The 19,611-nt window shown below is 68.3% G+C and carries 17 protein-coding genes; 13 read left to right on the top strand and 4 right to left on the bottom strand.

Going from position 1 to position 19,611, the window contains the following annotated elements; translation table 11 throughout:
- Window positions 1-113: 113 nt before the first annotated feature.
- Window positions 114-1,535, top strand: coding sequence for a metalloprotease TldD (gene tldD / locus FBT96_RS08455; RefSeq protein WP_136905869.1), 1,422 nt, complete (start codon window positions 114-116; stop codon window positions 1,533-1,535).
- Window positions 1,536-1,718: 183 nt separating this feature from the next.
- On the top strand, window positions 1,719-2,846 hold the full coding sequence (gene dprA, locus FBT96_RS08460) for a DNA-processing protein DprA (RefSeq protein WP_136905870.1): 1,128 nt from the start codon (window positions 1,719-1,721) through the stop codon (window positions 2,844-2,846).
- Between the two features lie 14 nt (window positions 2,847-2,860).
- Here dprA and FBT96_RS08465 read toward each other — a convergent pair whose 3' ends face one another.
- A complete protein-coding gene (locus FBT96_RS08465) occupies window positions 2,861-3,304 on the bottom strand; it encodes a hypothetical protein (RefSeq protein ID WP_136905871.1) in 444 nt (147 codons plus the stop codon).
- 113 nt (window positions 3,305-3,417) lie between these two features.
- Between FBT96_RS08465 and topA the strand changes: the two genes are divergently transcribed.
- The 6 genes from topA (at window position 3,418) to FBT96_RS08495 (ending at window position 10,798) form a co-directional block, all read left to right on the top strand.
- Entirely contained in the window at window positions 3,418-6,069 is a 2,652-nt protein-coding gene (topA, locus tag FBT96_RS08470) for a type I DNA topoisomerase (RefSeq protein WP_136905872.1), read from the top strand.
- 74 nt (window positions 6,070-6,143) lie between these two features.
- Window positions 6,144-6,908: a CoA transferase subunit A gene (locus FBT96_RS08475; protein WP_136905873.1), complete on the top strand. Its 765-nt coding sequence runs from the start codon at window positions 6,144-6,146 to the stop codon at window positions 6,906-6,908.
- Window positions 6,909-6,911: 3 nt separating this feature from the next.
- On the top strand, window positions 6,912-7,538 hold the full coding sequence (locus FBT96_RS08480) for a 3-oxoacid CoA-transferase subunit B (RefSeq protein ID WP_136905874.1): 627 nt from the start codon (window positions 6,912-6,914) through the stop codon (window positions 7,536-7,538).
- A 238-nt stretch (window positions 7,539-7,776) separates the two neighbouring features.
- Entirely contained in the window at window positions 7,777-8,745 is a 969-nt protein-coding gene (locus tag FBT96_RS08485; protein WP_249306391.1) for a lysylphosphatidylglycerol synthase transmembrane domain-containing protein, read from the top strand.
- Window positions 8,746-8,754: 9 nt separating this feature from the next.
- Complete coding sequence (locus tag FBT96_RS08490; protein WP_136905876.1) at window positions 8,755-10,050, top strand: FAD-binding oxidoreductase; 1,296 nt, start codon at window positions 8,755-8,757, stop codon at window positions 10,048-10,050.
- A gap of 1 nt (window position 10,051) precedes the next feature.
- Window positions 10,052-10,798: an SDR family oxidoreductase gene (locus tag FBT96_RS08495; RefSeq protein ID WP_249306393.1), complete on the top strand. Its 747-nt coding sequence runs from the start codon at window positions 10,052-10,054 to the stop codon at window positions 10,796-10,798.
- Here the strand turns inward: FBT96_RS08495 and FBT96_RS08500 are convergent, their stop codons facing one another.
- Window positions 10,799-11,584 (bottom strand): crotonase/enoyl-CoA hydratase family protein, encoded by a 786-nt coding sequence (locus FBT96_RS08500; RefSeq protein ID WP_136905877.1) that lies wholly within the window; start codon window positions 11,582-11,584, stop codon window positions 10,799-10,801. It lies immediately after the preceding gene.
- A 120-nt stretch (window positions 11,585-11,704) separates the two neighbouring features.
- Here FBT96_RS08500 and FBT96_RS08505 point away from each other — a divergent pair, with 120 nt between their 5' ends.
- Together FBT96_RS08505 and copM are read left to right on the top strand one after the other, a co-directional pair.
- Window positions 11,705-12,832 carry a pyridoxal phosphate-dependent aminotransferase gene (locus FBT96_RS08505; protein WP_136905878.1) on the top strand — a complete coding sequence of 376 codons (1,128 nt, stop codon included), beginning with the start codon at window positions 11,705-11,707 and terminating at the stop codon, window positions 12,830-12,832.
- A gap of 81 nt (window positions 12,833-12,913) precedes the next feature.
- A complete protein-coding gene (gene copM / locus FBT96_RS08510) occupies window positions 12,914-13,312 on the top strand; it encodes a CopM family metallochaperone (RefSeq protein ID WP_136905879.1) in 399 nt (132 codons plus the stop codon).
- A gap of 3 nt (window positions 13,313-13,315) precedes the next feature.
- Here the strand turns inward: copM and FBT96_RS08515 are convergent, their stop codons facing one another.
- A complete protein-coding gene (locus FBT96_RS08515; protein WP_136905880.1) occupies window positions 13,316-14,515 on the bottom strand; it encodes a pyridoxal-phosphate-dependent aminotransferase family protein in 1,200 nt (399 codons plus the stop codon).
- 125 nt (window positions 14,516-14,640) lie between these two features.
- Between FBT96_RS08515 and FBT96_RS08520 the strand changes: the two genes are divergently transcribed.
- The 3 genes from FBT96_RS08520 to FBT96_RS08530 all read left to right on the top strand — a co-directional run bounded on the left by FBT96_RS08520 (window position 14,641) and on the right by FBT96_RS08530 (window position 17,819).
- Window positions 14,641-16,419, top strand: a complete 1,779-nt coding sequence (locus tag FBT96_RS08520) for an ABC transporter ATP-binding protein (RefSeq protein ID WP_136905881.1) — start codon at window positions 14,641-14,643, stop codon at window positions 16,417-16,419.
- Window positions 16,420-16,455: 36 nt separating this feature from the next.
- Window positions 16,456-17,199, top strand: coding sequence for a CAF17-like 4Fe-4S cluster assembly/insertion protein YgfZ (gene ygfZ, locus FBT96_RS08525; RefSeq protein WP_136905882.1), 744 nt, complete (start codon window positions 16,456-16,458; stop codon window positions 17,197-17,199).
- 299 nt (window positions 17,200-17,498) lie between these two features.
- A complete protein-coding gene (locus tag FBT96_RS08530) occupies window positions 17,499-17,819 on the top strand; it encodes a DUF6280 family protein (protein ID WP_013068809.1) in 321 nt (106 codons plus the stop codon).
- A 158-nt stretch (window positions 17,820-17,977) separates the two neighbouring features.
- Here the strand turns inward: FBT96_RS08530 and FBT96_RS08535 are convergent, their stop codons facing one another.
- Window positions 17,978-19,507 carry a hypothetical protein gene (locus FBT96_RS08535; protein WP_136905883.1) on the bottom strand — a complete coding sequence of 510 codons (1,530 nt, stop codon included), beginning with the start codon at window positions 19,505-19,507 and terminating at the stop codon, window positions 17,978-17,980.
- Window positions 19,508-19,611: the final 104 nt, after the last annotated feature.

The raw sequence follows: 19,611 nt of genomic DNA on the forward strand, positions 1-19,611 counted from the left end.
ACCTTGTCAGCCCCAAGCATGCAAGGCTTTGGCGCCACCCTCGCTTTTGCGCGATCACCTTTCCTTTCCCCCGGTGCGCCTATATCTGCAAGGGATCACCAAAGGAGCCGCAGATGAACCAGGACCGCTTCGCCCCGTTTGAGACGCAGATCGACGAGGGGCAGGCGCTGGCGATCCTGCGCGCGGCGACGGCGGGGGCCGATGACGGCGAGCTGTTCCTGGAACGGATGCGTTCGGAAAGTCTGGTCTTCGACGATGGCCGGGTGAAGACCGCGTCTTATGATGCGTCCGAAGGCTTCGGGCTGCGCGCCGTGCGCGGCGAGGTGACGGGCTATGCCCATGCGACCGAGATTTCGGAAGCGGCGCTGAAACGGGCGGCAGAAACCGCGCGGCTCGCCGTGGGCGATGGCGGCGGGGTGATGGCGCCGCCGCCCGCGCGCACCAACCGGCATCTTTACGCCGCCGCCGATCCGATGGCCGATGCGGCTTTCGGCGCGAAGATCGAGATCCTGCGCGAGATCGACGCCTTCACCCGCGATCTCGACCCGCGCGTGGTGCAGGTGACGGCGACGGTGGCGGCCAGCCTGCAGGAGGTGTTCATCCTGCGCCCCGAAGGCGGGATCCTGTCCGACATCCGGCCGATGGCGCGGGTGAATGTGTCGGTGATCGTCGAGGAAAACGGCCGTCGCGAAAGCGGCACGAATGGCGGCGGCGGCCGGATCGGTCTGGCGGGGCTGATCGCGCCCGGCCATTGGCAGCCCATCGCGCGCGAGGCCCTGCGGATCGCGCTGGTCAACCTTGCCGCCGAACCGGCGCCTGCGGGGGCGTTCGATGTCGTGCTCGGCCCGGGCTGGCCCGGGGTGATGCTGCATGAAGCCGTGGGCCATGGCCTTGAGGGCGATTTCAACCGCAAGAAATCCTCGGCCTTTTCGGGACGCATCGGCCAGCAGGTCGCGGCGAAGGGGGTGACGGTGCTCGATGACGGCACGCTCCCCGACCGGCGCGGCTCGATCAGCATCGATGACGAGGGCACGCCTTCGAACCGCACCGTGCTGATCGAGGACGGGATTCTGGTCGGCTACATGCAGGACCGGCAGAACGCCCGGCTGATGGGCGTCGCGCCCACCGGCAATGGCCGCCGCGAGGGGCACGCGCATCCGCCGATGCCGCGGATGACGAACACTTACATGCTGGCGGGCGAAACGGACCCCGCCGCGATCGTCGCCGATCTGAAGGACGGCATCTATGCGGTCGGCTTCGGCGGCGGGCAGGTCGACATCACCAACGGCAAGTTCGTCTTCAACTGCACCGAGGCGTACCGGGTGAAGAACGGCGTTATCGGCGCGGCGTTGCGCGGAGCGACGCTGATCGGTGACGGTCCGGCCGCGATGAAGCAGATCCGCGCCATCGGCTCGGACATGGCGCTTGATCCCGGCATCGGCAATTGCGGCAAGGCCGGGCAATGGGTGCCGGTGGGCGTGGGGCAACCGACGCTCTTGATTGGCGGGCTGACCGTAGGCGGCTCGGCCGCCTGATTCGCCGCCGCCCGGCCCTTCCTGCGCGCTGATGCACCGAAATCAGGGGCGAACCCGGAGCCATTGCGCAATTTAGACATGTTATTTGAAAATTTTCATCAACTTTGAGTTGAATTGCTGCCTTGGTAACTGTTTGTTAAGATTAATGGGGCAATTTGATCTTGCGACGAGGCGGAGGGACGGATGAAAACAAGTTTGTTTTCTTACCCCACCCCCTTCACCCCACCCACCACGGAAGAAGACGAGCTCTCGTTTCTCCGTCTCGCTCGCTCCCGTCGTGTCGGGGCCACGACCTTCCACCGATTGCTGAAAGACCATGGCAGCGCCGCCGCCGCGCTGGACGCGCTTCCGGGCATCGCCCGGGCCGCCGGATCGTCCGATTACACCCCCTGCCCGCCCGGCGTGGCCGAGGCCGAACGCGCCGCGGGCCGCCGTGCCGGGGCGCGGCTGCTGCTGCCCGGTCATGCGGGCTATCCCGCCGATCTGCTGGATTTTTCCGATGCGCCGCCAGTGCTTTGGGCGCTGGGCCGGGTCGATCTGCTGGATCGCCCGCGGGTGGCGGTCATCGGCGCCCGCAATGCCTCGTCGCTGGGGCAACGCATGGCGCGCAAACTGGCCGAAGAGATGGGCCGGGCGGGATTCGCCGTTGTCTCGGGTCTGGCGCGTGGCATCGATGCCGCGGCGCATGAAGCCGCCCTGCCCAGCGGCACGATCGCGGTGATGGCGGGGGGCATCGACGTGATCTATCCGCCCGAGAATCGCGATCTGGCCGGGCGCATCGCCACCGCGGGGCTGCTTCTGGCCGAGCTGCCCCCCGGCACCGAACCGCAGGCGCGGCATTTTCCGCAGCGCAACCGGATCATCGCGGCGCTGGCCCGCGCGACGCTGGTGGTCGAGGCCGCCGCGCGCTCGGGCAGCCTTTTGACGGCGCGGATGGCGCTCGATTACGGGCGCGAGGTGATGGCGGTGCCCGGTCATCCGATGGATGCCCGCGCCGCGGGCTGCAACATGCTGATCCGCGACGGCGCGGTGCTGATCCGTGGCGCCGAGGACGTGCTGGAGGCGCTGGGCCTTGCCGCCGCGCCGCCCCCGAAGCCCGCGGAACCGGCCCCCGCCCCGCCCGTCCCGAAAGCCGCCGCGACGGGGCTGCGCGCAAGGCTTTTGGCGCTGCTCGGCCCGACGCCCACGCCCGAAGATGCGGTGATCCGCGATCTGGGCATCGACGCCGCCAGCCTGTCACGCGAACTGCTCGGCCTTGAAATCGAGGGCGAAATCACCCGTCATCCGGGCGGGCTGCTCAGCCGCGGCTGATCCCGGGCGCGGGCTTACTGGCCGCCACAAGCCTCGGGGATCACATCGCGAAATTCCGCGCAGATCGGTTCCCAGGAATACCAGACATCGGTGGCGCCGACCGCATGATGCACCGCCACCCATTGCCGCCCGGATTTCACCCAAAGCGCCTCGACGTGATCGCCCCCCTCGGCCAGCTCCGGGTCAAGCTCCTCGCGCAGCACCATCGGCGTCCGCGCCATGTCGATCCGCCCGCCGCCCGGGCGCTGCGGCACCAGCGTGGCGAAGGCGTGATCGCCCTTCACCCGCATCTCGGTCACCACGAATTCGATGGGCGCGCCCAGCTGCCACTCCACCATCGGGCGCAGCGCATCGAGCAGATCCCCCCGCAGTTGCGAGCCCCGCTGCGGCGTCTGCCAGTCGCCCGCCACCGCGGCCCCCGCCCAAAAAACCAACCCCAGAACGGCAATTCCCCGCATCTTTCCCCCTTTCGGCCCGCGCAGGCTGCGACGGAAGCCGGATTGACATTTGCCCCAAACCCCCCGCATGGTCCGCCGCTGAACCGGTTTGCGAGAGTGATCGAGAGGAAGTCATGGCCGTCGTCGTTGTCGAATCCCCCGCCAAGGCCAAGACGATCAACAAGTATCTCGGCTCCGACTATACCGTGCTGGCCTCGTTCGGTCACGTCCGCGACCTGCCCGCGAAAGATGGATCCGTCGATCCCGACGCCGATTTCGAGATGAAATGGGAAGTCGCGGCGGACAGCAAGAAACATATCCGCGCCATCACCGAAGCCTTGGCGAATGACGACGAACTGATCCTGGCCACCGACCCCGATCGCGAGGGCGAGGCGATTTCGTGGCACCTGCAGCAGGCGCTCGCCTCGAAGCTGAAAAAGAAAAAGGTCAGCCGCGTCACTTTCAACGCGATCACCAAATCGGCGATCACCGAGGCGATGAAAGCCCCGCGCGAGGTCGATCAGGCGCTCGTCGATGCTTATCTCGCCCGTCGGGCGCTGGATTATCTGGTGGGGTTCAACCTGTCCCCCGTTCTGTGGCGCAAGCTGCCGGGCGCGAAATCCGCCGGTCGGGTGCAGTCGGTCTGCCTGCGGCTGATCGTCGAGCGCGAGATGGAGATCGAGGCGTTCCGCGCCCGCGAATACTGGACGGTGACGGCAGAGCTGACCACGCCGCGCGGCCAGACCTTCACCGCGCGGCTGACCGTTCTGGGGGCCAAGAAGCTCGACAAGTTCGACCTGACGACCGCGACCGATGCGGAACTGGCGGTGCAGGCCGTCACCTCGCGCGATCTGGTGGTGAAATCGGTCGAGGCGAAACCGGCTTCGCGCAACCCCTATCCGCCCTTCATGACCTCGACCCTGCAGCAGGAGGCCTCGCGCAAGTTCGGCATGGGCGCCAAGGCCTGCATGTCGGCGGCGCAACGGCTTTATGAGGCCGGTCACATCACCTACATGCGGACCGACGGGATCGACATGGCCCCCGAGGCGGTGATGGCCGCGCGCGACGAGATCAAGCGCCGCTTTGGCGACAAATACGTGCCCTCCTCGCCGCGGATGTATAAAAACAAGGCGAAGAACGCGCAGGAAGCGCATGAATGCATTCGCCCCACCGACATGGGCCAGAGCCCCGACAAGCTGAAGCTCGCCGATGATCAGGGCAAGCTTTACGACCTGATCTGGAAGCGCACCTTGGCCAGCCAGATGTCGGCCGCGGTGATGGAACGGACCACGGTCGATGTCGGGTCGCAGGACGATCAGGTCGAGCTGCGCGCCACCGGGCAAGTGGTGACCTTTGACGGCTTCCTGAAGATCTACGATCAGGGCCGCGACGATGACGAGGGCGACGATGGCGCCCGGCTGCCGCAGATCATGGCGGGCGAGCCCGCGCAGAAAGGGGCGATCACCCCCGAGCAGCATTTCACCCAGCCGCCGCCGCGCTACACCGAGGCGACGCTGGTGAAGCGGATGGAGGAGCTCGGCATCGGGCGGCCCTCCACCTATGCCTCGATCCTGACGACGATCGTCGATCGCGGCTATGTGCGCAAGGACAAGAACCGGCTGATCCCCGAAGACACCGGGCGGCTGGTGACGGCCTTCCTGTCGAACTACTTCCGCCGCTATGTCGAATATGATTTCACCGCCGATCTGGAAACGGAACTGGATGACATTTCCGCGGGCGACCGTCCCTACAAGGACGTTCTGGCCCGGTTCTGGCGCGATTTCTCGGCCGCCCTGGGCGAGACCGCGGATCTGCGCATCGGCGAAGTGCTCGACAAGATCGACGAGGTTCTGGGCCCGCATCTTTACCCGGTGCGTGCCGATGGCTCCGACCCGCGGTCGTGCCCGGTGTGTTCGGCCGGTCGGCTGCATCTGAAGACCGCGCGGTCTGGCGGGGCCTTCATCGGCTGCGGCAATTACCCGGACTGCCGCTACACGCGACCGCTTTCCGCCCCTGCGGACGGCGAGGCGGGCGTTCTGGATGGCAAGGTGCTGGGCGAGGATGAAGGCGCGCAGATCACGCTGCGCGTCGGCCGCTTCGGCCCCTATGTGCAAAAGGGCGAGGCCACGGAGGACGCGCCGAAACCGCCGCGCGCCAGCCTGCCGAAGGGCTGGTCGCCCGAAAGCATCGATCTGGACCGCGCGTTGCAGCTTTTGAACCTGCCGCGGCCGATCGGCACCCATCCCGAAGATGGCGCGCTGGTCGAGGCCGGCATCGGCCGCTTCGGCCCCTATGTGAAGCACAATTCGACTTACGCGAACCTGCCCGATGTCGAGGAGGTCTTCACCATCGGCATGAACCGCGCGGTCGAGGTTCTGGCGCAAAAGGCGGCGCGCGGCGCGGGCCGGGGCGCGGCGGCGGCGCAACCGCTGAAGGATCTGGGCGAGCATCCCGCGGGGGGCGTGGTGCAGGTGATGCCCGGCCGCTACGGGCCCTATGTGAAATGGGGCAAGGTCAATGCGACGCTGCCCAAAGACCTTGCGCCCGAGGCGATGACGCTGGAAGAGGCCTTGCCGCTGCTCGAAGCCAAGGCGGGCAAGGGCGGCAAGAAGGCCGCGCCGAAAAAGGCCGCCAAACCCGCGGCCGAGAAGAAACCGGCGGCGAAGAAGGCCACGACCAAGGCCCCCGCCGCCAAGACGACGGCCGCCAAGACCCCAGCCGCGAAGAAGGCCGCGCCGAAAAAGGCCGCCAAGGCGGCCCCCGAAGGCGACGTCGTCGAGGACTGAGCCCTCGCCGCGACGCGGCAATTGACACCGTGCCGCGGCCTTGCGAAGCTTTCGCAAGGTAACGGGAGGGTTTCATGAACAAGATCTACGGCTCGGCGCGGGAGGCCCTTGACGGGCTTCTCTCCGACGGGATGATGCTGGCGGCGGGAGGCTTTGGCCTGTGCGGCATCCCCGAGATGCTGATCGATGCGCTGGTCGAAAGCGGCATCAAGGACATCACCATCGCCTCGAACAACTGCGGCGTGGACGGCTTCGGTCTGGGCAAGCTGCTCGACACGCGGCAGATCCGGAAGATGATCTCCTCCTATGTCGGCGAGAATGCGGAATTCATGCGCCAATATCTCTCGGGCGAGCTGGAGCTGGAATTCAACCCGCAGGGCACGCTGGCGGAACGGATGCGGGCGGGCGGCTGCGGCATTCCCGGCTTCTACACGAAAACCGGCGTCGGCACCGTCGTTGCCGAGGGCAAGGAACACAAGGAGTTCGACGGCGAGACTTACATCCTGGAACGCGCCATCATCGCCGATGTGTCGCTGGTCAAGGCGTGGAAGGCCGATCCCTCGGGCAATGCGGTGTTCCGGAAAACCGCGCGCAACTTCAACCCGCCCGCCGCGATGTGCGGCAAGATCTGCGTGATGGAGGTCGAGGAAATCGTGCCCTTGGGCGCGCTGGACCCCGACCATATCCACCTGCCCGGGATCTATGTGCATCGGCTGATCCAAGGCCAACACGAGAAGCGGATCGAACAGCGCACCACGCGCAAACGCGACGTTGCGCAGGCGGAAGTGGGAACCGGTTCCGCCGCCCGCGCGACCGCGCATGAAAAACGGGAGGCCTGAGCCATGTGGGATCGCAACCAGATGGCGGCGCGGGCCGCCAAGGAACTGAAAGACGGGACCTATGTGAACCTTGGCATCGGGATTCCGACCTTGGTGCCGAACTTCATCCCGCCGGGCGTCAGTGTCACGCTGCAATCGGAAAACGGCATGCTCGGCATGGGGCCGTTTCCCTATGAGGGCGAGGAAGACCCCGATCTGATCAACGCGGGCAAGCAGACGATCACCGAATTGCCGCAGACCGCCTATTTCGACTCTGCGACAAGCTTCGGGATGATCCGCGGCGGCAAGATCGCCATGGCGATCCTCGGCGCGATGGAAGTGTCGGAAACCGGCGATCTGGCGAACTGGATGATCCCCGGCAAGCTCGTCAAGGGCATGGGCGGCGCCATGGACCTTGTGGCCGGGGTGAAGCGCGTCGTCGTGGTGATGGATCACACCAACAAGGCCGGGGAATCGAAGGTGCTGCACGCCTGCACCCTGCCCTTGACGGGCAAGGCGGTGGTGAACCGGATCATCTCGAACCTCGGCGTGCTCGATGTCGTGCCGGGGGGGCTGAAGATCGTCGAACTGGCCGACGGCGTGACCGAGGCGGAGCTGCGCGCCGCCACCGAAGCGACGATCGTCGATTGAGTGTCAAGGCAGGGCCCCGCCTGCGGCGGGGCTTTGCGCCTGCGGCGCGAAGGGCGTATTTGGGCCAAGAAGAAACATGGGCTTCTTCTTGGTGAAACTACGCCGGGGTGAGCGGCAAAGCCGCGAGGGGCAGCGCCCCTTTCTTTTGGGGAAAGATGGTTCGCGAATGCGTAACAGCGTCATCTTGCCGCCCAAGTTGACCCGTAGATCACCGGGCATGATGAACCAGGGTCCCGACATGCTTGCCCCCAGTCCTGCGCGCCCCGGGCGCGAACAGGCCCTGATGTTCGGCCTGATCGCCCTTGTCGGGCTCGGGCTCTGGAGCCTTGGCACCGCCACCGGCTGGGCCGAGATCGGCGCGCAGCTCGTCCGGCTGCAGCCCTGGCAGGTGGCGATCCTGTTGGCGCTCTCGGCGGGGAATTACCTGCTGCGCGGCCTGCGCTGGCACGGGCTGGCGCGACGGCTGGGCCTGCCGACCGGGTTTGCGCAGAACCTGCGCCATTATCTGGGCGGCTTCGCGATGTCCGTCACGCCCGGACGTCTGGGGGAACTCGTGCGGATGCGCTGGCTGAAGCGCGAGACCGGCTGGGCGATCGAGCGCACGGCGCCGCTGGCGGTGATGGACCGGACCGGCGATCTGGCGGCGATGGCGCTTTTGCTGGCGCTCGGACTGGGGCTGGCCCGGGGCGACATTGCCGGGGCGGCGCCGCTGGTCCTGCTCGCCCTGACCGCCCCCCTCATCGCCACCCGGCCGCGGCTGCTGGCCGCCTGTGTCACCCGGCTCTACCGCGCGCTTGGCCGCTTCCCGCGCCTTTTCGCCCGCGCCCGCGGGGCCGCGCGGCTGCTGGCGCGTTTCTGCCACGGGCCGACGCTGGCGCTGCTGCTCGGGCTCGGCTTTCTGGGCTGGCTGGCCGAGGGCTATGCCTTTCATCTGCTTTTGGGCTTCATGGGCGCCGAGATCGGGCTTTGGAAGGCCGTTTCGATCTTCGTCTTTGCGACGCTGGCGGGCGGGCTGACCGGCGCCCCCGGGGGCCTTGGCGGCGCCGAGGCGGCAATGGTCGCGCTGCTCTCGCTGGAGGGCGTGCCGCTGGAAATTTCGGTTCCGGCGACGGCGGTGATCCGGCTCACCACGCTCTGGTTCGCCATCGCCATCGGGCTGGCCGTCTTCCCCGTCGCCGAACGCGCCGCGGTCCGGGCGGCGGCATAGGGGGCGGCGATGTCCTTCAAACACAAAGATTATGCCGGGTGGGGGCGGGCGCTGCGGGCCTCGGGCGCGGTGGCAAGACCCGACCGCGCCAGCGCCCTTGCCGCGCTGCCCGCCGCCCCCGCCTTCGGCATGCGCCGCTCTTACGGCGATGCCGCGCTGAACCATGGCGGGCGCGCCATCGACATGAGCGGGCTGGACCGCTTCCTGTCCTTCGAGACCGAAACCGGGATCCTCGAGCTGGAAGCCGGGGTCCGCATCGGCGATGTGGCCGAGGCCTTCGCGCCGCGCGGGTTTCTGCCCGCGGTGCTGCCGGGCACCGGCTTTGCCACGATCGGCGGCTGCATCGCGCAGGATGTGCATGGCAAGAACCACCACCACGCGGGCAGCTTCGGCACCCATGTCGCGGACATCACGCTCTGGCAGGACGGCCGTCTTGTCACGGTGCGGCCGGGCACGCCGCTGTTTCGCGCCACCGTCGGCGGGCTGGGGCAAACCGGCACGATCCTGCGCGCCAAGCTGCGGCTGGCGCCCTGCACCGGCACGGTGATGCTGGTGACCGAGCGGCGCGCGCGCGATTGGGACCATCACCTGAGCCTGCTTGACGGCGCGGCCGCGACCTATTCGGTGGGCTGGATCGACGCGACGGCCACCGGCGCGCGGCTCGGGCGCGGGATCGTCGAGGAAGGCGAGATCGCCCGCGGTCTGGCGAAACAGCGCGCCAGACCGGCGCGGGTGCCGCTCGATGCGCCGCAGCGCGCGCTGTCGGCGCCCATCGTGCGCGCCTTCAACGCGGCTTACTACGCCCGGGTGCCCGCCGCCGGGCGCACGGTGCTGCGGCCGCTGGCGGATTTCTTCTTTCCGCTCGACAAGATCCTCGACTGGAACCGGCTTTACGGCAAACACGGCTTCCATCAGTTCCAATGCGTCGTGCCGCTTGGCGCGACGGAGGCCCTGCGCAAGATGCTTGAACGCATCGCGACGTCGGGGCTGGCCTCGCCCCTTGCCGTGCTGAAGCGGATGGGGCCGGGCCGGGCCGGGTATCTGTCCTTCCCGATGGAGGGCTATACCCTGGCTGTCGATTTCCCGAACCGGGCGGCGGCGCGCGATCTGATCCGCGCCCTCGAGGAAGACACCGCCGCAGCCGGCGGGCGGCTTTATTTCGCCAAGGATGCCCTGGCCGAGGGCGCCCGCATCCGCGCCATGTATCCCGAATTGCCCGCCTGGCAGGAGGAGGTGGCGAAAGCCGATCCCGCCCGGGCCTATGAGACCGACCTGGTGCGTCGGCTGAAGCTGAGGAACGCCTGAGATGCAACACCGGATCATGCAAAACTGGATCATTCTGGGGGCCGGATCGGAAATGGCGCGCCCCTTCCTGCGCCGCCTTGCAGGCGAGGGCGCGACGCTGCATCTGGCCGGTCGCAACCTGGCCGAGCTGGAAACGCTGGCGCAGGATCTGCGGCTTCGGGGCGCGGCGGCGGCCGAGGTTCTGGCCTTCGATGCCCGCGATGCGTCGGGCTATCCGGCACTGGTGGCGCGGCTGGCGGGATGCGAGGGCGTGCTGAACGCGGCCTCTTTCGTCGGATCGATGCCGGATCAAACCGCCATCGACGCCGATCCGGGGCTGATCGCCGGGGTCATCGCCGACAATTTCACCGGGCCCGCCACTTTCCTGAGCCTGCTGGCCCCGGTTCTGGAAGCGCGCGGCACCGGGGTCGTCGTCGGCGTCGGCTCGGTCGCGGGCGACCGGGGGCGGCTTGGCAACTATGTTTACGGCGCGGCGAAGGCGGGGTTTGCGACCTATCTGTCGGGGCTGCGCAACCGGCTGGGCCGCCGCGGCGTGCATGTGATGACGGTGAAGCCCGGCCCCGTCGAGACCCGGATGACCGCGGGGATGAAGCTGCCCTTCATGACGACGCCCGAGGCCGTCGCCGAGGACATCCTGCAGGGCATCGCCAAACGGCGCAACGTGATCTACACGGCGAAGATCTGGGCCGGGGTGATGCGGGTGATCCGCGCCATCCCCGAGCCGATCTTCAAGAAACTCTCGCTCTGATCAGCCGAATTTCGGCATGCGCCCCGCCATGTTCGCCGCGATCACCTCCATCTGGTCGGGCTTGCCGATCAGCGCGATCTGTTCGCGGCTTTCCAGCGCCAGCACCTCGGCCGCGGGCGCGGCACAGGCGGCGCTGACCAGCCGCTTCGCCGCCCGAATGGCACTGGGCGAGCGCCCGGCGATCGCCCGGGCCAGATCCAGCGCCCGGACCAGCGGATCCTCGGCGATTTCGGTGACAAGCCCCAGCCGCAGGGCTTCATCCGCCGAGATTTCCTCGGCCGTGTAGGTCATCCGCCGCAGCACGTCGGCGCGCAGAAGTTCCGGCAGGGTCACCATGCCGCCCATGTCGGGGATCAGGCCCCATTTCATCTCCATCACCGCAAGCCTTGTGCCGGGCGCGGCAATGCGGATGTCGGCCCCGGCGGCCAGCTGCAGCCCGGCGCCGAAGGCGACGCCCTGCAGCGCGGCGATCACCGGCACCGGCAGCGCCCGCCAGCACAGCGAAAACTGCTGGAACCGGTTCGCGTCGCCATGGCTGCGCGGCGCGATCAGCGCCTCGGGGTCGCCGATCGCCAGCGCCGCGAAATTCGCCACGTCCAGCCCGGCGCAAAAGGCCCGGCCCTCGCCGCGCAGCACCACCGCGCGCAGGCCCGGCTCGGCGGCCAATTGTTCGGCCACGGCAATCACCGCGTCGATCATCGGAAAATCGACGGCATTCATCTTCTCGGGGCGGTTCAGCGTCACCACCGCCACGCCCTCGACCCGTTGCAACGTCACCCGGTCCATCGCATCCCTCCCGCTTCGGCCTGCCGTTTGCGCCATCAAACCATATCCCGCGCCGCCGCGCCCGCATGACGCTGCGAAACGGGCCTTTACGCAGGGCGCCAAAGCCCCTAGCCATGGCGCATGACCCAAACGCGCTTCACCCCGCTTGTCGCCGGCCTGCCCGCCACCGTCCCCTTCGTCGGGCCCGAAACGCAGGAGCGCCTGCGCGGCCGCCCGTTCAAGGCACGGCTTGGCGCGAATGAGAACGGCTTCGGGCCTAGCCCCCGCGCGATTGCCGCGATGGCGGCGGCGGCGGGCGAGGCCTGGATGTATGGCGATCCGGAAAACCACGATCTGAAGGCGGCTCTGGCCCGCGCGCACGGCTGCGGGCCGGAAAACGTCGTCGTCGGCGAGGGGATCGACGGGCTTCTGGGCTCTCTGTGCCGGATGGTTCTGGCGCCGGGCGATGCCGTCGTGACTTCGGACGGGGCCTATCCGACGTTCAATTTCCATGTTGCGGGCTTTGGCGGCGTTTTGCACAAGGCGCCCTACCGCGACGACGCCGAAGACCCCGCGGCGCTTTTGGCGCTGGCGCAGCAGGTCCGGCCGAAACTGCTTTACATCGCCAATCCGGACAATCCGATGGCCAGCCATCACCCGGGCACGGTGATCGCCGCGATGCTCGACCATCTGCCCGAGGGCACGCTGATGGTGCTCGATGAGGCCTATGTCGAACTGGCCCCCGAGGGCACGGCGGCGCCGATTGCCGCAGAGGATCCGCGGGTGATCCGGTTGCGCACCTTTTCCAAGGCGCATGGGCTGGCGGGGGCGCGGGTGGGCTATGCGCTGGGCGCCGCGCCGCTGATCGCCGCCTTCGACAAGATCCGCAACCATTTCGGCATGAGCCGGATTTCACAGGCGGGCGCCTTGGCGGCGCTCTCGGACACCACCTGGCAGGCCTACATGCGCCGTCTGGTGGCCGCCTCGCGCGATCGGATTGCCGCCATCGCGGCGGAAAACGGTCTGACCGCCCTGCCCTCGGCGACGAATTTCGTCGCCATCGACTGCGGCAGCGACGGGGCCTTTGCCCGCGCCGTGCTGGAGGAACTGACCGCCGCCGACATCTTCGTGCGCAAGCCCGCCGTGCCGCCGCAGGACCGCTGCATCCGCATCTCCTGCGGGCCCGAGCCCGAGATGGCGGCGCTGGCCGAAGCCCTGCCCGGCGCCCTGGACCGGGCCAGAGAACGGGCCGAAACACAGGGCCGTTAACGCTCACGCAAATGCGCGCAGCCTTGAATTGCGCGCGGCCGACTTGTGGGGCAGGCTGGGCCATATCCCCTCAGGAGGCCCATGACCATGCACCGAACCCCCCGTTTTCTGATCGTCACCGCGCTTGGCCTTGCGCTGGCGCTGCCGCCGGCCGTCTCTGCCCATGCCGAGGGCGCGATGGAGGGCCATTCCGGCCATGCGATGAGCGCCACCGCCGATGCCGCCCCCTCGACCACCGCTTACATCGACGCCAATGCGAAGATGCATGAGGCGATGGCGATCGATTTCACCGGCGATGCCGATGTCGATTTCGTGCGCGGCATGATCGGCCACCATCAGGGCGCCATCGACATGGCGAAGATCGTGCTGGAAAACGGCGCCGATCCCGAGGTGCGCAAGCTGGCGCAAAACGTGATCGCGGCGCAGACCGCCGAGATCGACTGGATGCGGAAATGGCTGGACGCCCACGCGCCGAAGTAAGGCTCAGCCCGCGGCGATGACGGCGGCGGCGGCCTGAATCCCGCCGCTGCCATGCGGGATGGCAAGCGCCTGCAGCCCGGCCTCCATCACCGCCAGAGCGCCGAGCGTCATATGGGCGTTCACATGGCCCATATGGGCGACGCGCAGGAAATCCCCGGCTTCCGGCGTGCCGGGCGCCGCCATGCCAAGACCGATGCCCAGCGTGACGCCCGCCTGCGTCTCGCACCAGGCGCGCAGCCGTTCCGCGCCGCCCTGCCCGATCCGCGCCGCCGTCACCGCGCCCGAGCGATGCGCCGCCACCGGCACGTTCAACGCGATGTCACCGCCCTGCCCCCAGGCCTCGAAAGCCGCGGCGACGCTGCGGGACAGCGTGCGATGCCGCGCCCAGACCTGCGGCAGGCCTTCCTCGTCCAGGATCATCTGCAGCGATTCCGCCAGGCCAAAGAGGTGATGCGTCGGCGCCGTGCCGCCGAAGTGCTGCCAGTATTCCTGCGCGAAGATCCGCGCCGTCCAGTCCCAATAGGGCGTGACCAGATCGGCGCCCTTGCAGGCCGCCACCGCCTTGTCGGAGACCCAGACGAGGCCAAGGCCCGGCGGCACCATCAGCCCCTTCTGGCTGGCCGCGACCATCACATCGACGCCCCAGTCGTCAAAGCGGAATGCGTCACAGCCAAGCGAGGCGATGCAATCCACCGCCAGCAGCGCCGGATGGCCCGCGGCGTCGATCGCCGCCCGCACCGCCGCCACGTCGTTCAGCACCGAGGACGCGGTATCGACATGGGTCAGCAGCACGACCTTGATCTTGCGCGCGGTATCGGCGCGCAGCGCTGCCTCGACCCGGGCCGGATCGACCGGCGCCTTGATGCCGAAATCGAGCGTCTCGACCGTGACGCCCAGCGCGCGGGCATGCTGCGCCCAGCCCAGACCGAACCGCCCGGTGATCAGCGACAGCGCGGTGTCGCCGCGCGAAAACAGGTTCGAGATCGCCGCTTCCCAGGCGCCATGGCCATTCGCCAGATAGACCGCCACATGGCCCGAACTTTGCGCCACACGGCGCAGATCGGTCATCACCCGCGCGGTCAGCTCGATCAGATCGCCCTCGTAGATGTTCGGCGCGGCGCGGTGCATGGCGTTCAGCACCCGGTCGGGCATCACCGAGGGGCCGGGAATGGCAAGGTAGGAACGTCCCTGGGCAAGGCGCATGCGGTCTCTCCGGTTGATCCGACAGCGGTAACGAAGCGCCCCGGGCCGGTCAACGGCCGGGCTTGTACCCGTCACAAGACCGGCCGCAGCTTGTGACGCCCCGGCTTTCACGGTATCGAACCGCCATGCCACAGGCAAAGATCGAGGACCGCGTGACCAGTTCTTCCCCCTCCGCCCCCTCCTCGCCGCGCATCTTCGCGCGGATCTGGCGCGACTATCTGCGGCAGCAATGGCCGCTGATGGCGGTCGCAATGCTGCTTTTAATGCTGGAAGGATCGACGCTGGGCCTGCTCAGCTGGATGATCGAGCCGCTCTTCGACCGGGTTTTCGCGCAGGGCCAGACCGGCGCGGTGGTCTGGGTGGGGTCTGCGATCTTCGGGCTGTTCCTGATCCGGGCGATCACCTCGGTCGCGTCGAAAACGCTTTTGACGACGGTGGCGCAGGCCTCCTCGACGGCGATGCAGATCGACATCGTGCGCCATATCCTGCGGCTGGACCAAAGCTTCTTCCAGGCCAATCCGCCCGGCGCGCTGATCGACCGGGTGCAGGGCGACACCCAGGCGGTGCAGGGCGTCTGGAGCGTCTTCGTCTCGGGGGCGGGACGGGATGCGGTCTCGCTGGTGTCGCTTTTCGTCGTGGCGCTGTCGATCGACTGGCGCTGGACGCTGGCCGCGCTGATCGGGGCGCCGCTGCTGATCGCGCCGACCGCGATGGCGCAGCGCTACATCCGCCGCAAGACCCGGCAGATGCGCGACGAATCCGGCCAGCGCGCGACGCGGCTGGACGAGGTGTTCCACGGCATCGCCGCGGTGAAGCTTTACCAGATGGAGGAATACCAGCTGGGCCGGTTCACCGGGCTGGTGCACCGGATCCGCCGCGCCCTGGTGAAGATGAGCTTCTCGCAATCGATCGTGCCCGCGCTGATCGACGTGATGACCGGGCTTGGCTTCTTCGCCGTGCTGCTGATGGCCGCGCCCGAGATCACCACGGGCGAACGCACGGTGGGCGAGTTCATGTCCTTCTTCACCGCGATGACCCTGACCTTTCAGCCGCTGCGCCGGCTGGGCGGGCTGGCGGGCACCTGGCAATCGGCCCGCGCCAGCCTCGAGCGGCTTTACGAGGTGCTCGACATCGCGCCGGGCGTGCTGGCCCCCGCCAGCCCCGCCGCACGGCCCGCGACGACGCTGATCCGCTTCGATCAGGTCTGCCTCTCCTATGGGCAAAAGCCGGTCCTGCGCGGGCTGACCTTCACCGCGGAAGCGGGCAAGACCACCGCGCTCGTCGGCCCCTCGGGCGCGGGCAAATCGAGCGTCTTCAACCTGCTGACCCGTCTGGTCGAGGCGCAATCGGGGGCGATCACTTTGGGCGGCGTGCCGATCACCGCGCTGGATCCGGCGGTGCTGCGCGGGCTTTTCGCGATGGTGACGCAGGATGCGGCGCTGTTCGACGAGACGATCCGGGAAAACATCCTGCTGGGCCGGACCGATGTCGCGCCCGAGGTGCTGGCCCGCGCGATCGAGGTGGCGCATGTGCGCGAATTCGTCGAGGCGATGCCCGAGGGGCTGGAGACCCCCGCCGGGCCGCGCGGATCGGCGCTTTCGGGCGGGCAGCGCCAGCGCGTCGCCATCGCCCGCGCGGTGCTGCGCGATGCGCCGATCCTGCTTCTGGACGAGGCGACCTCGGCGCTCGACACCGCCTCCGAGGCGAAGGTGGCCGAGGCGCTGACGACGCTGTCGCAGGGCCGCACGACGCTGGTGATCGCGCACAGGCTGTCCACCGTGCGCCATGCCGACAAGATCGTGGTGATCGTCGAGGGGCAGGTGGTCGAGGAGGGCACGCACGAGGATCTGCTGGCCCGCGGCGGCGCCTATGCCACCCTGTGCCGGATGCAGCTTGTGGAATGAGCCCGCCGCCCCATAATGGGGAAAAAGGGGGGCGCCATGCGCAAGATCTTCGACATCACCGGCCAGGACCGCGAGCATTTCCTGCAAGGCCTTGTCTCCAATGACGTGCGACGGCTGGCCGAGGGGCCGCTTTACGCCGCGCTGCTGACGCCGCAGGGCAAATATCTGGCGGATTTCTTCCTGATCGCACGGGGCGACACGATCCTGCTCGACATCGAGGAGACGATCGCCGCGGCGACAGTGGCGCGGTTGAACATGTATCGGCTGCGCGCCGATGTGGCGATCGCGCCCTCGGCGCTCTCGGTCTTTTGCGGCACCGGCCCCGCGCCCGAGGGGGCGATGGCCGATCCGCGTCATCCGGCGCTGGGCTGGCGGCTTTACGGCGCGCAGGCGGGCGAGGACGGCAGCGACTGGGACGCGCTGCGCGTCGCGCATCTGATCCCCGCCACCGGCATCGAGCTGACGCCCGAGACCTATATCCTGGAAGCCGGGTTCGAGCGGCTCAACGGCGTCGATTTCCGCAAGGGCTGCTATGTCGGGCAGGAGGTCACGGCGCGGATGAAGCACAAGACCGAGCTGCGCAAGGGTCTGGTGCAGCTGGCGATTTCGGGCACGGCGCCGGTGGGCACGGCGATCGAGGCGGGCGGCAAGGCCGTGGGCACGCTTTTCACGCAATCGGGCGGCAAGGCGCTGGCGCAGCTGCGGCTGGACGCGCTGGAGGGGCCGATGACGGCCGGTGAAGCCAGGCTTCGGGCCGCGGAGGCGATCACAAAGGCGTGAGCGTCGCGCCCCATTTGCGGCACGCCCAAAGGACAGGCGACGACGCGCGTCCGAAGCGCAAAAACGCGGCGCCGCGATATCGCCCTTGTTTTGCACGCTGCAGACTTGAACGCAACGGTTTGGTAACCATATATGCGCCGGTGTTGCCGTTAACGGCACCTAAATACGGGGGCTGTTGCGGCAAGCCATGCACCCGACGCATGTCAGGCATGCCTTACAGGGCATATCGAATCGGTGGGCAGGGGGCCTAGATGGCCGCCACGCCAGCAAACGCAAGAGCAATAACAAAGGACGGAATAATGCGCGATTTCGTTGACGGCTCCGCATTCAACTATGAGCAAGGTCAGAGGGCGCGCAAGCTGTTTGCCGCAGTGGTTCTGGCGGCTCTGGACGATGCGATTGCCGATGACAAGAAATACGGCAACGGCCCCGAGCAGATCGCCCGCTGGGCGCGCTCGCGCGATGGACGCGAGGTCTTGTCCTGCGCCGGGATCGACCCGAACGAGCGTGTGGTCAAAGGGCTGATGGAATTCGTCTCGAAAGGGGTGCGGACCTCTGTGGCGCTCTCGCGCGAGGAAAGCGAACGGCGGATCGCGGCAGAGGAGGCGGAGGCGGCCTGACGGCCCCCGCCCTGCCCGGCACATCAAAAAACGGCGCGCCCGAGGCGCGCCGTTTCATTTTCGCTCTGCCGTTCCGGCCATGTCGTTTCCGGCGCCGTCAGGCGGCACGGAAGAAAGCGGGGCCCGCAGCCCCGCCCCCGACGCCCGGAAGGTTCGGATCAGTCGTAATCCTGCCCCAAGAGCGCGCGCTGGATCTCGCGGCGCACCAGCTTGCGGACATTCTGGGTGATCCGCTCGCCCAGGCTGCCGCGCAGCTCTTCGCGCACGAGCTGGGCCACCATGTCGCGCAGAACCGCCTCGTCGATCAGCCCGTCCTCATACGAAGGCACCAGGTCTTCGGCGTAAAGCCCCGAGGCCTCGTCGAGATCCTGCGCCAGCTCTTCGCGCAGGTCTTCGTAGCTCGATCGCATCGTGGCGGCGGTCTGCACGGTTTCCTCGGCCTCCGAGACGGCCAGACGCCGCGGCGGGGTCCGACGCGCCAGATTGAGCGTCGCCTCGGCCCAGTCCATGCCGACCCCCGGCTCTTCGGCGCCGGTCTCGGCCTGCCGCTCGGGATCGGTCATCTCGGCCTGCAGTTCCGCCGCATGATCCTGTTGCGCAAGGATTTCCGCCTCGGCGGCCGCTTCGACCGCCTCTTCGGCGGCATCGGCAGTCCAGGCCTCGGCGCTGTCCGCAACCGGATCGGTCGCGGGCTCTGCCGGGGTGGCGATCTCCTCGGCCAGCGCGGCGGCGTCCTCGGCCAGCGGGTCCGAAAGCGCTTCGGGCGCGGGCGTCTCGATCGCCTGACGCACCTCGGCTTCGAACGCGTCGGGAAGCTCGGCCGGGGGCGCCTCGGCCTCCAGCGCAAAGGGATGGCCGGTGTCCGGTTCGAAGTCGAACCCGCTTTCGGCCACCGCCGCCTCAAGCTCGGCAATCGTGCTTTCCAGCCGCGACAGCTCGTCGCCCAGATCGATCGTCGTCTCGGTCCCCGGATCGGCGGCTTCATCAGCCAGCGCCGCATCCCCCTCGCCCGCGGCATCGATCGCGCTCGAGGCATCGTCCAGCACGACCCCGGTTTCGGCCAGAGCCGCCTCGGCCTCGGCCAGCAGCACTTCGGCTTCGGTCATCGGACGCACGGCAGGCACGACGGCAAAGGGCCGGATCTCGGAGGGCGACACCGCCGCGGAAGGTTGCAGCAGGAACGGCGCCGTCGCATCGAACGCCGGGCCGGGATCGGCCTCGGCGGGCGCAAGCCAGGCCGCGGTTTCCTCGGCAAGCGCGGGCTCCTCGACGGCGGGAGGGGCGACAAATTCAAGGATCTCGGCCGCGACCGGCTCCGGTTCGGGGGCGGGCTCCGCCATCCGCTCGGCAAGCGCCATCGCCGCGGCGACGGCGTCGTCTTCGGCCGCAACCTCGGCTGCGACGCCGTCTTCGACCTCGTCTTCGGCTGCGGCCCCGTCTTCGGTTTCAGCTCCGTCCTCGACCTCGCCGATTCTCAGCGCCGGGGTCAGCACCAGACATTCCGCCTCGGCCGGTTCCGGCGCGGGCGTCATTTCCGGCGCGGGCGTCACCGCCTGAGCGGGCGCCGCGGCGGGCACGGGCTGCGGCGCCGGCATCGGACGCAGGGCCCCGGCATCGCGCGAGACCAGACGACGGATCGACGACAGGACGTCTTCAATTTCGATTTTCGTTTCGGGTTCGGACATCATGCTCCCAATCCTGCTCTCTGGCCGACACAAGGTCCGGCTGTTTGAATTAAGCAGAATTCCTCCTCCCGTGGACGTCGTCCGAGGGAAGCCGGGTCACACCCAGT

This window comes from Rhodobacter capsulatus (assembly GCF_005144475.1).
In the GTDB taxonomy this organism is placed as follows: domain Bacteria; phylum Pseudomonadota; class Alphaproteobacteria; order Rhodobacterales; family Rhodobacteraceae; genus Rhodobacter; species Rhodobacter capsulatus_C.